This is a genomic window from Novosphingobium organovorum, from assembly GCF_022832435.1.
Lineage (GTDB): Bacteria > Pseudomonadota > Alphaproteobacteria > Sphingomonadales > Sphingomonadaceae > Novosphingobium > Novosphingobium organovorum.
Genome location: NZ_JALHLF010000008.1, coordinates 76,857 through 90,671, shown reverse-complemented (window position 1 = coordinate 90,671; position 13,815 = coordinate 76,857). Strand labels below are relative to the sequence as shown.

The following is a 13,815-nucleotide window of genomic DNA, read 5'->3' as shown; positions in this document are numbered from 1 at the left end:
GGGAGCGGGTGCGCTGGCCGGTGCAGCGGGCGCTTCAGCCTTGGCGGCCGGGGCCGCCGCAGGCGCAGCCGCCGGTGCAGCCGAAATCGCCGAGACATCCTCACCCTCTTCGGCCAGGATCGCGATGACGGTGCCGACCTTCACGCCGTCGGTCCCTTCGGCCACGGTGATCTTGCCGATCACGCCTTCATCGACGGCCTCGAATTCCATCGTCGCCTTGTCGGTTTCGATTTCGGCCATGATGTCGCCGGAGCTGACGGTGTCGCCTTCCTTTACCAGCCATTTGGCAAGTTTGCCCTCTTCCATCGTGGGGGAAAGGGCGGGCATCTTGATCTCGATGGGCATGGAAGCTGTTATGTCCCTTAATTCCGTGGGGAGGGTTTTGCGGGTTGCTCCTTCATTGGACAAGTTGCAGCTTTCGCACAAGCTCCCTCCAAGTGCTTTTTTCGCATTCCCGATGGGTTGCGCAGGACTTCAATACCATGGATACCCGGCCCGAGAGAGGACAAACATGCGCGTATATCTGGTCATTGTCGACGAAAGCGACGAGGCGCTCGTGGCGCTGCATTACGCGGCGCGCCGAGCTGCAAAAACCGAAGGTGCACTTCACCTTCTTGCAATCGTCCCGCCGCAGGAATTCAACGCCTTCGCCGGGGTTCAGGCCACTATCGAGGAGGAAGCGCGCGCCCGTGCCGAGACGCTGGTGACCGCCGCGGCCGGAAACCTGCTGTCTACCGGCGCAAAGATGCCGCTCATCTCGGTCGAGGTGGGCGAGGACATCAAGGTCGTGCGGCGTTATCTCGAGAACCACCCGGAGGTTTCCGCGCTCGTGCTGGGCGCGGCGCGGGAGGGCGGACCGGGGCCTCTGGTCTCGCACTTCACCGGCTCGGGGCTCGCGCGCATGGCCTGTCCGGTCTTCGTGGTGCCCGGAAGTCTCGATGAAGAGGCGATCGAGCGCCTCGCCGACAACTGAGCCCCTCTTGTAAGCCCAGAACGTGCCATTTTACGCAAATAGACTTGCGCGAAATGGCACAAAAACAGGCCCGGCCAGAGCTCCGGAGTCGCGCGCCAGAATGCGGCTTGAAGCCCCAGCCTAGCGCTTCTTGCCGCGCCCCTGATGGCGGATGTTCGCCGGACGCCCGCGCGCGCCGACGAGGTGGTTGCCCCGCTTCTTGAGCGCCAAGGGCTTGCCGCGCGGCTCGATCCGACCGCCGCCCTGCTCCAGCTCGAATTTGAGCGCGCCGGTCAGCGGATTGGCCTCGGCGAGGCGCAGGCGCAGGATCTGGCCCACGGCATAGCTATCCCCACTGCGCTCGCCCGCGAGGACCTGTGCCTTTTCGTCGTAAGCGAAACGTTCGCCACCCAGCGTCGAGACCGGGACCAGACCGTCGCCGCCCAGCGTGATGATGGTGGCAAAGAAGCCGAATTTCTGCACGCCCGTGATGCGGCAGTCGAACACGTCGCCCACGCGCGCGGAAAGCCAGGCCGCGACGTAGCGATCGATCGTCTCGCGTTCGGCTTCCATCGCCCGGCGCTCGGCCTGGCTGATGGCGTCGCTGACCCGGCCAAGATCGGCACGGTCGCGTTCGGACAACCCGCTTTCGGCCGGAATGGCCCCCTTGGGCGCGGGTTGCTCGAGGCCGTAGGCATCGACCAGCGCACGATGGACCAGAAGGTCGGCATAACGCCGGATCGGCGAGGTGAAATGCGCGTAGGAGCCGAGCGCAAGGCCAAAGTGCCCGGCGTTGCGCGGGCCATAGTAGGCCTGCGTCTGGCTGCGCAGCACGGCCTCCATGATCAGTGCCTTCTCGCTTTCGTCGGCGATGTCCTTGAGCATGCGGTTGAACAGGCCCGGCGTGATGACCTGCCCCATCGCCAGCTTCTTGTCGAACGTCGCGAGGTAGTCCTTGAGCGCGACAAGCTTTTCGCGGCTCGGCGCTTCGTGGATGCGGTAGACGACGGGGGCAACTTTGGCTTCGAGCGCCTTGGCCGCAGCGACGTTGGCCGCGATCATGAAATCCTCGACCACGCGGTGCGCGTCGAGCCGCTCGCGCGTGGCGATCTCGGTGATACGGCCCTTCTCGTCGAGCTTTACGCGGCGCTCGGGCAGTTCGAGTTCGAGCGGGTCACGCGCCTGACGCGCCTTGGCCAGCGCCTTCCAGCAGGCCCAAAGGCCTTTCAGGTTCTCGCCCGCACGGTCCTCGTCGATGCGGGCCTGCGCTTCCTCGTACGCGATCACTTCGTCGATGCGCACGATGGCGCGGGTAAAGCGCCAGTCGATGACCTTGCCCTCAGCGTCGATCGTGAGGTGGCAGGCCATCGCCGCACGGTCTTCGCCCGAGCGCAGCGAACAGACGTCGGCGCTGAGGATCTCGGGTAGCATGGGCACCACGCGGTCCGGGAAATAGACCGAATTGCCACGCTTGCGCGCTTCCTTGTCGATCGCCCCGCCCGGCCGCACGTAGAACGACACGTCGGCAATCGCGACGAGCGCGTCGAACCCGCCGGCCGCGTTGGGCTGGGCCCAGATCGCATCGTCGTGGTCGCGCGCGTCGGACGGGTCGATCGCGACGATCGGCAGGTGGCGCAAGTCCTCGCGCCGTTCGACGCTGAGCGGTTCCTTCGCGGCGACCTTGGCCTCGGCCAGCGTTTCGGGCTGGAACAGGTTGGGTATGCCGTGCTTGTGGATCGCGATCAGGCTGAAGGCCTTGGGGGCGAGCGGCTCGCCAAGCACTTCGGTCACTTTCACCGAGGCGCGCACCGATCGGCCGACCGGCTCGGCCAGCACCAGTTCGCCGTTTTCCGCCCCGCCAAGGTCGCTGATCTTCGCCGAATTGCGCACGCGCTTGTCGACCGGCTGCAACCAGCCCTGCCCGCTCTTGTCGATCTCGACCACGCCCAGCATCTGTTCGGAGCGCAGCGCGAGCTTTTTCATCGGGTAGCCGCGCCAGCCCTGCCCGGCTTCTTCGGTGCGCGCCAGGACGCGGTCGCCTTTCTTCAGCGCGCCCATCGGGTTGCGCTTGCCCTTGGGCTCGACGAGGCGGATGCGCGGCGGCGGCGTAGCGTCTTCGGGCTGCCAGGTATCGGGCACGGCGATCGCCTCGCCCTCCTCGATATCGATCACGCGCAGCACGGTTACTTTTGGTAACCCACCCATGCGGTGGAAGGCGGTGCGGTTACCGTCGATCAGGCCTTCTTCGGCCATGTCCTTGAGCAGCGCCTTGAGCTGGATCTTCTCGTGCCCCTTGAGGCCGAATTCGCGCGCGATCTCGCGCTTGCCCGCGGGGGTTTCCGCGTTCTGGATGAAGTCGAGGATCTGCTTGCGCGTCGGCAGACCCTGTTCGGGCCGTGTCTTGGGTGCCATAGACACCCGCAATGGGGCTTTGCGCGCCGCTTTGCAATGGGGCGCGGCGCGCTATGCCCGCCCGAGCGCTGGCCTCAGCGCTGCACCAGCGGCACGAAGGCCCCGCCCGGAACCGCCCCGGCTACAGGGCTCTCACTGCCGTCGGCGGCAATCGCGCTGACCCCGATCAGCCAGTCGTCGCCGCGAAAGCCATCGAGCTTGACCGCAGTCTGCGGCGTCGCCTTGACCAGGGGCGTCGCCTCCCACTCGGCCGCATTGGTCGCGCGTTTGTACACCGAATAGGCGACCGCGCCGGGAACCGCCTGCCAGCTGACATCGGTCCAGGTCTTGACCGCCGCATCGGCCTTGGGCGCGGGCGGCATGGGCGAGCGCGCAAGGTGATCGAGCGTGGCGATGTTGAGGTCGGTCACCTTCGCCAGATAGGGGAAGTCCATTCGGTCGACCGTGTCGCCATAGACCACGCCCTTCTCGGTGCGCAGGTCCTGATGCTGTTCGTCGTAGTTTTCCACCGCGACGGTGAAGCGCACCGCCGGATAGCCAAGCGCGAGGAAGGGCAACTGGTCGCCGCCACGCCCCATGCGGTCGGCCCGCCAGATCTGGCGTACCGCAAAGTCCTTGCCGGCCAGTCCTTCGTCCGCCGGATTTTCGCCTGCCAACGCTGCGATGTAGCGCGAGAGGTTGCGCGCCGGGCTGTCGTTCTCGCCGCCGAACCGGCGCACGGCGGCGCGCGTCGCATCGCCCTCGTCGGCGCGCGGGCCTTCGGAGAAGACTCGCACATGCGCATCGTCGCAATAGCCATCCGACCCGCACGAGCCGCCCACGATGTCGTTGTTGAGCACCCCCTTGACGGTCCAGCCTCGCGCCTTGGCGTAGTCGGCCAGCACCTTGCCCCCGTAGAGCCCCTGCTCCTCGCCCGAGAGCGCGGCGTAGACGATCGTCACCGGATAGCGATGCTGCGAGAGGACGCGGGCAGCCTCAAGCACCAGCGCGACGCCCGAGGCATCGTCGTTGGCACCCGGCGCATCGTGGGTGGTGTCCATCACGTCGCTCACGCGGCTGTCGATGTGTCCCTGGACGATGACCACTTCATCGGGGCGCTGCGTGCCCTTCTGGATGGCCACGACGTCGACGATGCGCGTGGGCGCCGGGATGCGCGTGCCGGTCACGGTCTGCTCGGGCTGGACCACCTCGAGGCAGTTGCCGCAGGCCTTGCCGGTCCTGGCGAACTCCGCCGCGGCCCAGGCCCTTGCCGCACCGATCCCACGCCGGGGGTCCGTGGCCGAGGACAGCGTGTGCCGGGTGCCGAACGAGACGAGCTTTTCCACGTCGGCGCGCAGATGCGCCTGCGACGCGGGAGCGACCGGCTCGGCCAGGGCGGGCGACGCCGGGATCAGCGCGAGGAAACTGGAGGTGACGAAGCCAAGGGCAAGGCCCCGGCGAGCAAGGTTCGATGTCATGCCCGCCAGTCTTGAGGCTGCGATCCCTCTTGGCAAGCCCTGCCGAACAAGCCGCGCTTCTCCGGTTCATGGGCACACGAACGCCCGCCGAGCCGGTCCTGATGGCGGATCGGCTCGGCGGGCGCTGGTAGACGATCAGTACGCGCGCGCGACGTAGATACGCTCGACCGCCGGCTCGCCGGTAAAGATGCAGGCACCCTCCACCGGCGCGGGATCGAGCGGGGTGTTGCGCATCGTCAGCTTGAGCGCCTTCAAACGCTGGACCACCTCTTCGAGCGCGGCCCCGGTCGGGCGCGACCACTGCACTTCGGCCCAGCCCGGGTACTTCTTGCTCTCGGCAAAGAAAGCCGCGAGGTCCTCGAAGCTGGCCACCGGAGTAATGGCGGCGTCTCGCTTGGCCTTGGCTTGGTCGAACAGCGCGACCTGGAGGTCTTCCAGCTCGCTCGCGGCAATGTCCACGAAAACTTCGCGCGTCATGGCCTTGAAGTTGACCTTGCCCGCCTCGTTCCAAAGCTGGTCGCGGCGAACCACGGTGATCTGGCCGTTCTCGGCATCGCGGCCACCGATTTCGAGGATCAGCGGAACGCCCTTCTTGACCCAGCCCCAACGCTTGACCGCCGCCTTGCCCGAACGCTTGTCAAGCAGCACGCGGACCTTCTCGCCCAGCGCCTGTTGCCCGGCCAGCGCCTTGCGCAGGTCTTCGCAGTAGGCCAGCAGCTCGACATCCTCGGGCTTGTCGCGCAGCATCGGCAGGATCACGATCTGGTGCGGCGCGACGGCGGGCGGCACGCGCAGGCCATCGTCATCGCCGTGGGTCATGATGAGACCGCCGACCATGCGGGTCGAAGTGCCCCACGAGGTCGTGTGGCACAGCTGCTGGACGCCCTCCTTGTCCTGGTAGGAAATCCCCGCCGCCTTGGCAAAGCCCGTGCCCAGATAGTGCGAGGTGCCCGCCTGGAGCGCCTTGCCGTCCTGCATCATCGCTTCGATCGAATAAGTCGCGACGGCGCCGGGAAAACGCTCGTTCTCGGGCTTTTCGCCCGCGATCACCGGCATGGCGAGCACGTTCTCGGAAAATTCGCGGTACATCTCGAGCGCGCGCAGCGTTTCCTCCAGCGCGTCGGCGCGATCGGCGTGCGCGGTGTGGCCTTCCTGCCAGAGAAACTCGCTGGTGCGCAGGAACATGCGTGTGCGCATTTCCCAACGCACGACGTTGGCCCACTGGTTGGTCATCAGCGGCAGGTCGCGCCAGGACTGCACCCAGCGGCCCATCGCCTGGCCGATCACCGTTTCCGAGGTCGGGCGAACGATCAGCGGTTCTTCGAGCTTGGCTTCGGGATCGGGCACCAGCCCGCCCTTGCCGTCCGAGACGAGACGGTGGTGGGTAACGACCGCCATTTCCTTGGCAAAGCCGTCGACGTGTTCGGCTTCCTTGGCGAAATAGGACAGCGGGATGAACAGCGGGAAGTAACAGTTGGAGACGCCGGCATCCTTGATGCGGTCATCCATCAGGCGCTGCATGCGCTCCCAGATACCATAGCCCCACGGCTTGATCACCATGCAGCCACGGACACCGGATTCCTCGGCCATCTCGGCCTCGGCGATAACCTCCTGATACCATTGGGCGAAATCGTTCTCGCGCTTGGTGTTCAGGGCATGGCGGATAGCGGACACGGGCGCACTTTCTGTATCTGCATTCAGGCGGTCGAAGCCGCCGGCAAGGTGGAAAAACAAGGCGCCGGAATCACCGGCGCCAAGCCCTTGCGCAGATACTTATTTGCCGAGTGCGTCAAGCCTCTTTTGCATTTCGGCCATCTGATCGCGCAGCGCGGCAAGGTCCTTGTCCCCATCTTCGCTGCGCGGTGCCGCAGCTTCGGGTTTTTCGGCCCCTGGCATGAAGGCGGCCGAGGCGGCCCGGAACATCGCCATGTTCTGTTCGGCCAGCTTGGCCAGCGGGTTGTTGCCCAGGCTATCCTCGAACGCCTTGGCGAGCTTGGACTGGTTGGCGCGGAAGTTTTCCATCGAGGCTTCGAGGTAGTGCGGGATCAGCGACTGCATCTGGTTGCCGTACATACCGATCAGTTCGCGTAGGAAGTTGACCGGGAGCATCTGCTCGCCGTTCGATTCTTCTTCCATGATGATCTGCGTCAGGATCGTGTGCGTGATGTCATTGCCCGACTTGGCGTCGATCACCTTGTAGTCCACGCCCTCGCGCGTCATCGCAGCAAGGTGCTCCAGCGTGATGTAGCTCGACGAACGGGTGTTGTAGAGCCGCCGGTTGGCGTACTTCTTGATGATGACCGTATTGTCGTCCTTGGAAGACTTATCCGACATGCCAATCCCTCTATGTGATTTATGGCAACCCGTACCATCTGCGTATGTCGCGTTGCAACAGGATTTGCTGCGCAGCAACAGCTCAGTTTAACACAGTTTAACCTCGCAGGCGACGCGTTAGGTGTTCATACGGCGACGCGGCTCGCTGTGTCGCGATCATCACCCTTCGTGCGCGAAGTCGCGCGGCGGCCCCGAAGGCAGTCCCCAGAGCGATATCACCAGAGCCACCGCGACCACCCCCCAGGTGTACCACAGCCCCTCGAACGGATTGCCGCTGCTCGCCACCATGTAGCTCGAGATGAGGGGCAGGAACCCGCCGAAATAGCCCGTACCGATGTGGTAGGGGATCGACATCGAGCTGTAGCGGATGCGAGGCGGGAACATCTCGCTCAGCAAGGCCGCCACCGGCCCATACGTCGCGCCCGACAGCGCCATGAGCACCATCAGCACCGCCCCGATCGCAAGCGCTCGGGGCCACGACAGCGGTACCGCCGCAAAGGTATATCCCGCCTCCTCGAGCGTGGCGCGCAGCCAGGCCTTGCGCTGCGCGGCCGACGCCGGTGCCGCGTGCGAAAGATCGTGCGTGCGGGTACCGATATGGATCGCCAGGCGGGTGCTGGGCAGGCGCGAATAGCGAATGCCCAGTTCGCTGAGGTCTCCCAGCAGGCGGGCGCACGGGGTCGCCTGCTCGGCGCGCAGCGGGCTGTAGTCGCAGGCCGAACCGGCCACGACCACGGGCACCTCGCGGTTGGTCTTGACCAGCGCGGGATTGGCGTTCTCGCCGATGATCCAGAACGCGGGGAACAGCGCGATCAAGGTGATCGCATAGCCCCACACGATCGGCTTCTTGCGCCCGATCCGGTCCGACAGTGCGCCGAACAGAACGAAGAACACCATGCCCAGCGCCGCCGCGGTGCCGATGATGATTTCGGCCGAGGTGCTCTCCACCCGCATCGCGCCCCGCAGGAAGCCAAGCGCGGAGAACATCGCGGTATACCAGATCACGGTCAGCCCTGCGGAAATCCCGAACAGCGCGATGAAGATGCGCCTGGGATTGCCCGGATAAGTGAAGCTTTCAAGGAAGGGGTTCGCCGCCACCTCGCCTTCCTCGCGCATGGCCCTGAATACCGGACTTTCGGACAGCTTCAGGCGCATCCACAGCGACACGGCGAGCAGCACCAGCGAAAGCAGGAAAGGGACACGCCAGCCCCAGTCGTGCCAGAGCGCCTCGCTCATCAGCGTCTTGCAACCCAGCACCACGATCAGGCTGAGCACGAAGCCGCCCACCACGCTTGCCTGGATAAAGCCGGTGAAGAAGCCGCGCCGCGACGGTGCGCTATGCTCGGCAACATAGATCGCCGCGCCGCCATATTCGCCGCCGAGCGCGAGGCCCTGCAGCACGCGCAGCAAGAGGACGATCGCGGGCGCGGCCAGCCCCAGGGTCTGCGCCGATGGAATAAGCCCAACCCCGGCCGTGGCGATGCCCATCAGCGTCACCGTCACCAGGAACGTGTACTTGCGGCCGAGCCGGTCGCCCAGGAAGCCGAACAGCATCGCACCGAGCGGGCGGAACCCGAAGCCGACCGCGAACCCGGCCCAGACCAGCAAGGTTTCGAGCGTGGCGTTGCCCGAAGGAAAGAACGTCTTGCCGATGATCGCGGCAAGCGTGCCGTAGATGAAGAAATCGTACCACTCGAACACCGTGCCCATCGAGGAGGCGACGATGACGAGGCGAATGTCGGAGACGCTGGGCTCCGCCCGGCTAGGTTGCGGATCGGCCTTGGCCATGATCGACGTGTTCTCCCCCAGAAACCCGGCGTTTGCGGGCGCGCTTGTTTTTACAAGGCTTGTTGGGGGCAAGATTAGCGTGCAGGCGCCGCGCTGGAAAGAGCCTTGAGCGCCGCGTCCCAGGCCAGGACGAGCGCGCCGTGGCGGCCGGGATAGTCCTTGACCGCCGCCAGCGCCGCGAAGCCCGGCCATTCGGGCAAATCGCCCGCGCCGCCCAGCCATGCAGTGATCGCCCCGCGCGCCTCGGCGATGGCGGCCTGACCGCGGCCGATCGCGCCGCGTGCAAAGACCGCCGCCGAAGCCTGACCGATCGCGCAGGCCTGGCAGGCCACACCCACCCGCTCGATCCGACCCGCGTCATCGCAGGCGAGCCCGAGGCGCAACTGGCTGCCGCAGGTGGGCGAACGCGCCTCTCCGGTGAGCGCGAGCCCCTCGTCCAGGGAAAGCGCCGCGAGTTCGACCGCCAGCCCCAGAATTTCGGGCGTATAGAGAACCGTCGCGCTCATGCGAAGCTCACGCGCCGTCTTCTTCGCGCATCGCCTGGCGTCGTTCGGCGATCATCTTGACGAGCGCGTCGCTGCTGGCGTTGATGAAGGGATAGGTGCGCGACTGGGTGATCCAGTCAGGCCGTCCCGAAACGCCCCAGACGGTGTCGTAGCCAAGCATGAGCACCGAAAAGGCGAGCACGATGATGATGATCCCCTTCATCGCGCCAAACCCGAAGCCGAGCACGCGATCGATCGGCCCCAGCACCGACTTGCGGCTTTGCGAGCCCGCCCAGCGCGCCACCAGCTTGACCACCGCGTAAGGCACCAGCAGCAGCAGCGCGAAGGCAAGGATGCCCGCGCTCGACCCGGTGCCAAGGTAGTCCTCAAGCTGGAGCGTGAGCGGGGTGTGCAGCATCCGGATCGCGAAGAGCGCGAAGATCCAGGCCGAAAGCGAGAGGACTTCCTGCACGAAACCGCGCAGAAAACCCGTCACCGCACCCAATCCAACGAACAGCAGCGCGGCAATGTCGAAACCAGTCATGGCGCACGTTCCTAGGCATCGCTCAGGATGCGGTCAACGAGATTGGGGAGCATCGAAAGACCGGTGAAGGAGAGCCCCTTTTCCCCCGGTTCTCCGCCCTTCCCGGCGCCCTCGCGCCCCTGTGCCGGGCCGAAGGCCTTGGCGAAGCCGAGCTTGGCCGATTCGCGCTGTCGGATCGATGAATGCGCGACGGGGCGGATCTCCCCGGCCAGCGAAACCTCGCCGAACCACACCGCGCTGCTCGACAGCGGCTTGTCGCCGAGCGCGGAGACGAGCGCGGCCGCCACCGCCAGATCGGCCGCCGGATCGGACAGGCGGTATCCGCCCGCGACGTTGAGATAGACTTCGGCGCTGGAAAAGTTGAGCCCGCACCGCGCCTCGAGCACGGCAAGCAGCATGGCCATGCGCCCGTTGTCCCAGCCCACTACCGCGCGGCGCGGCGTGGCCCCGCTCTGCAGCCGCACGATCAGCGCCTGGATTTCGATCAGGACCGGGCGCGTGCCCTCCATCGCGGGGAACACCGCGCTGCCCGCCATCGGCTCCTCGCGGCCGGAAAGAAACAGCATCGACGGGTTGCCGACTTCGGCGAGCCCTGCCCCTTCCATCGCGAAGACACCGATCTCGTCGACTGGGCCGAAGCGGTTCTTGAGCGAACGCAGGATGCGGTACTGGTGGCTGCGTTCGCCCTCGAACGCCATGACCACGTCGACCATGTGTTCGAGCACGCGCGGCCCCGCGATGCTGCCATCCTTGGTAACATGGCCGACAAGGATCAGCGTGACGCCGTTTTCCTTGGCGTAGCGGATCAGTTCGAAGGCGCAGCCACGCACCTGGCTGACGGTGCCCGGCGCCCCTTCGATCTGATCGGAATGCATGGTCTGGATCGAATCGATGACCAGCAGCGCCGGCGGCTCCATCGCGCCCAGCGTCGTCAGGATGTCGCGCACCGAAGTCGACGAGGCCATCTGGATCGGCGCCTTGGACACGCCGAGCCGCTCGGCCCGCAGGCGCACCTGCCCTGCCGCCTCCTCACCGCTGACGTAGACCGCGCTGCCCGAACCGGGGGGCCTGGCCCCGGCCATCGCGATATGCGCGGCGACCTGGAGCAGCAGGGTCGATTTGCCGATGCCCGGATCGCCGCCCATCAGGATCGCCGAACCGGGCACGAGACCGCCGCCCAGCGCCCGGTCGAATTCGGCAAGGCCGCTCGCGCGGCGCACCGGAAGCTCGCCCGGCGCATCGAGCGGGGTGAAGATGATCGGCCGCCCGCCCGAAGACAGGTCGTGCTTGGAGGAGAACACCGTCTGGGGCGCTTCCTCGGTCAGCGTGTTCCACTCGCCGCAATCGGCGCACTGGCCTTGCCAGCGTGACGCGATGGCCCCGCAGGCCTGGCAGACATATCGACGTTTGGGCTTTGCCATGCGACGGGCGTAACCGGAACGGAGCAAGAACGCAATTGCCTTTGCGCGCGCGCAGGTCCAAGCTAAGCCCATGCGGCAGAAGGAACTGCGGATTGCCCTTGTGTGCTACGGCGGCGTCAGCCTCGCGGTCTACATGCATGGCGTCACCAAAGAGCTGTGGAAGGCCCTGACGGCCAGCCAGGCGTTCTGGTCGCACGATCCGGCCGCCCCCGCCGCGCCGCCCTCCTCGCCCCACGCGGTGCGCGGCAGCGTGGCGGTCTACAAGCGCCTGCTCGAACACATCGCGGACAAGGGCGCGCTGAAGCTGCGGGTCATGGCCGATGTCGTCGCCGGGGCCAGCGCGGGGGGAATCAACAGCATCTTTCTGGCCCAGGCGATCCATTCGGGCCAGTCGCTCGACGCCCTGACCGAACTGTGGCTCGAATGCGCCGACATCGACAACCTGCTCGATCCCGACGCGCGGCCCTGGTCTTCGGCGACCAAGTTCTGGGCGCGCCCGATCGTATCGTTCCTGCTCACTCGCCCCGACAACGCGATCAGCGCCAGCGTCTCGCCCGAAACGCGCAGCGAAGTGCGCGAAAAGCTCTCGCGCCTGATCCGCTCGCGCTGGTTCGAACCGCCCTTCAGCGGGCGCGGCCTGTCCGATACGCTGGCCAGCGCGTTCGAGGCCATGGCCCGCGCCCCGGCCGGCCCCCCGCTCCTGCCCGAGCGGCACCCGCTCGACCTGTTCGTCACCGCAACCGACTTCAAGGGCCACCTGGAAAGCCTGCACCTGCACTCGCCCCCGCTCGTGCTCGAAAGCGAACACCGCCTGACGATCGACTTTCACGCCCGCACTCCGGCCATTTCCGGGCAGCCGCTTTCGGCGATCCCCGAACTCGTTCTCGCGGCGCGCGCCACGTCGAGCTTTCCGGGCGCCTTTCCCCCGCTCCAGCTGGCCGAGATCGACGCGCTGGCCCGGCGCCGCAAGCTCGAATGGTCCGGACGCGAGGCGTTTCTGGCGCGGATCATGCCCGAGCACACCCGGCGTGGCGATCGCGATTCGGTGGCGCTGATCGATGGCTCGGTGCTGGTCAACGCGCCTTTCCGCGATGCGATGAGCGTGCTGCGCAACCGACCCGCCGCGCGCGAAGTCGACCGGCGCATCGTCTATATCGAACCCACCCCCGATGCGATCGGCGAGGATGTGCGGCGCGATGCGCATGTGCCGGGCTTCTTCTCGGTGATCTTCGGCTCGCTCTCCTCGATCCCGCGCGAGCAGCCGATCCGCGACAACCTCGAGGCGATCGAGCGCGATTCGCGCGAAACCGCGATGCTGCGCGAAATCATCATCGCGCTGCGCCCCGAGATCGAGGAAACGGTCGAGCGCCTGTTCGGCCACACCTTCTTCCTCGACCATCCCACCCCCGCGCGGCTGACCGCCTGGCGCGCCAAGGCCCAGAAGGCGGCGGCCGAGCAGGCCGGTTTCGCCTACCACAGCTACGCGCAAGTCAAGCTTGCGGGCATTCTCGACATGATCGCCCAGCGCGTGCTCGAAGCCGCGCCGCAGATCGAGCAATCCTCGAGCCGCGCGGTGGTGCGCCACCTGCTCTACCATCTCGCCCAGACCGGGCTTGATCACACCAAGGCGCTGCGCAGCATCGGCTCGCCCGAACTGGTCGATTTCCTGCGCCGCTTCGACATCGCGTTCCGCACCCGCAGGCTGCGTTTCCTCGCCCGGCGGGTGACGCAGGAGCGCGAGGAAGACGTCGATGTCAGCGAGCTTGATCGCGACAGGGCACGCGATGCAATTTACGAAGCGCTTGCCCTCTACAACCGGCCGGGCGGGATGATCGCGCCCGATGCCGGTTTTGCCGAGGTGGCGCAAAACGTCTTCGAGGACCCGGCGCGCGTGCTGGAATACCTGGGGAACGCCGCCGCGCTCGCGCAGACCGACGCCATCGTCGATGCCCATCTCGCCGAGGCACTCGAAAAGATGCCGCGCACGCTGCGCCGGCGCATGTTGCTGGCCTATCTCGGCTTTCCCTTCTACGACACCGCGACCCTGCCCATGCTGCGCGGCGAAGGGCTCAACGAGTTCGATCCAATCCGCGTCGATCGCATCTCGCCCGAAGACTGCACCGCGATCCACCGCGACCATCCCGGTTCGCCCTTGCGCGGCACCGAATTCTACACCTTCGGTGCCTTCTTCAGCCGGGCCTATCGCGAGAACGACTATCTGTGGGGGCGCCTGCACGGCGCGGAGCGGATGATCGACCTCATCGCCTCGACCCTGCCCGACGGTGCCGCGCTTGCGCCCGAGGACCTCACCCGCTTTCGCCGCGAGGCGTTCCTCGCCGTGCTCGACGAAGAAAGGGACCGGCTGCGGGCCGATCCCTTGCTTCTATCGCGTATCCGCGAGCAGATTTTGCGCGGGGCCTGA

11 protein-coding genes are annotated in these 13,815 nt (G+C 66.5%); 2 read left to right on the top strand and 9 right to left on the bottom strand.

The annotated features are described in order from the left end of the window. Positions 1 to 345: biotin/lipoyl-containing protein (locus MTR62_RS04200; protein ID WP_244017264.1), on the bottom strand; the 345-nt coding region annotated here is incomplete at its 3' end. 166 nt (positions 346 to 511) lie between these two features. Between MTR62_RS04200 and MTR62_RS04195 the strand changes: the two genes are divergently transcribed. Beyond that, positions 512 to 973, top strand: coding sequence for a universal stress protein (locus MTR62_RS04195; protein ID WP_244017262.1), 462 nt, complete (start codon positions 512 to 514; stop codon positions 971 to 973). 120 nt (positions 974 to 1,093) lie between these two features. Here MTR62_RS04195 and rnr read toward each other — a convergent pair whose 3' ends face one another. The 8 genes from rnr to radA all read right to left on the bottom strand — a co-directional run bounded on the left by rnr (position 1,094) and on the right by radA (position 11,393). Beyond that, positions 1,094 to 3,364 carry a ribonuclease R gene (rnr, locus tag MTR62_RS04190; RefSeq protein WP_244017260.1) on the bottom strand — a complete coding sequence of 757 codons (2,271 nt, stop codon included), beginning with the start codon at positions 3,362 to 3,364 and terminating at the stop codon, positions 1,094 to 1,096. A 74-nt stretch (positions 3,365 to 3,438) separates the two neighbouring features. Then, the gene (locus MTR62_RS04185; protein WP_244017258.1) at positions 3,439 to 4,821 is read right to left on the bottom strand and encodes a M28 family peptidase; all 1,383 of its coding nucleotides are present in this window, start codon (positions 4,819 to 4,821) and stop codon (positions 3,439 to 3,441) included. Positions 4,822 to 4,956: 135 nt separating this feature from the next. Continuing rightward, a complete protein-coding gene (gene proS / locus MTR62_RS04180; RefSeq protein WP_244017256.1) occupies positions 4,957 to 6,495 on the bottom strand; it encodes a proline--tRNA ligase in 1,539 nt (512 codons plus the stop codon). Positions 6,496 to 6,594: 99 nt separating this feature from the next. After that, the gene (gene phaR / locus MTR62_RS04175; protein WP_244017253.1) at positions 6,595 to 7,155 is read right to left on the bottom strand and encodes a polyhydroxyalkanoate synthesis repressor PhaR; all 561 of its coding nucleotides are present in this window, start codon (positions 7,153 to 7,155) and stop codon (positions 6,595 to 6,597) included. Positions 7,156 to 7,314: 159 nt separating this feature from the next. After that, on the bottom strand, positions 7,315 to 8,943 hold the full coding sequence (locus tag MTR62_RS04170; RefSeq protein ID WP_244017251.1) for an MFS transporter: 1,629 nt from the start codon (positions 8,941 to 8,943) through the stop codon (positions 7,315 to 7,317). Positions 8,944 to 9,017: 74 nt separating this feature from the next. Further along, positions 9,018 to 9,449 (bottom strand): iron-sulfur cluster assembly scaffold protein, encoded by a 432-nt coding sequence (locus MTR62_RS04165; protein WP_244017249.1) that lies wholly within the window; start codon positions 9,447 to 9,449, stop codon positions 9,018 to 9,020. A 7-nt stretch (positions 9,450 to 9,456) separates the two neighbouring features. Continuing rightward, positions 9,457 to 9,972: a CvpA family protein gene (locus MTR62_RS04160; protein ID WP_244017247.1), complete on the bottom strand. Its 516-nt coding sequence runs from the start codon at positions 9,970 to 9,972 to the stop codon at positions 9,457 to 9,459. 11 nt (positions 9,973 to 9,983) lie between these two features. Beyond that, positions 9,984 to 11,393 (bottom strand): DNA repair protein RadA, encoded by a 1,410-nt coding sequence (gene radA / locus MTR62_RS04155; protein WP_244017245.1) that lies wholly within the window; start codon positions 11,391 to 11,393, stop codon positions 9,984 to 9,986. Between the two features lie 70 nt (positions 11,394 to 11,463). Here radA and MTR62_RS04150 point away from each other — a divergent pair, with 70 nt between their 5' ends. Next, positions 11,464 to 13,815, top strand: a complete 2,352-nt coding sequence (locus tag MTR62_RS04150; protein WP_244017243.1) for a patatin-like protein — start codon at positions 11,464 to 11,466, stop codon at positions 13,813 to 13,815.

What these genes read in the sequence shown, in the direction of transcription:
- MTR62_RS04195 (WP_244017262.1), top strand. Translation starts at nt 512, where the DNA reads ATGCGCGTATATCTGGTCATTGTCGACGAAAGCGACGAGGCGCTCGTG.
- rnr (WP_244017260.1), bottom strand. Translation starts at nt 3,364, where the DNA reads ATGGCACCCAAGACACGGCCCGAACAGGGTCTGCCGACGCGCAAGCAG.
- MTR62_RS04185 (WP_244017258.1), bottom strand. Translation starts at nt 4,821, where the DNA reads ATGACATCGAACCTTGCTCGCCGGGGCCTTGCCCTTGGCTTCGTCACC.
- phaR (WP_244017253.1), bottom strand. Translation starts at nt 7,155, where the DNA reads ATGTCGGATAAGTCTTCCAAGGACGACAATACGGTCATCATCAAGAAG.
- MTR62_RS04170 (WP_244017251.1), bottom strand. Translation starts at nt 8,943, where the DNA reads ATGGCCAAGGCCGATCCGCAACCTAGCCGGGCGGAGCCCAGCGTCTCC.
- MTR62_RS04165 (WP_244017249.1), bottom strand. Translation starts at nt 9,449, where the DNA reads ATGAGCGCGACGGTTCTCTATACGCCCGAAATTCTGGGGCTGGCGGTC.
- MTR62_RS04160 (WP_244017247.1), bottom strand. Translation starts at nt 9,972, where the DNA reads ATGACTGGTTTCGACATTGCCGCGCTGCTGTTCGTTGGATTGGGTGCG.
- radA (WP_244017245.1), bottom strand. Translation starts at nt 11,393, where the DNA reads ATGGCAAAGCCCAAACGTCGATATGTCTGCCAGGCCTGCGGGGCCATC.
- MTR62_RS04150 (WP_244017243.1), top strand. Translation starts at nt 11,464, where the DNA reads ATGCGGCAGAAGGAACTGCGGATTGCCCTTGTGTGCTACGGCGGCGTC.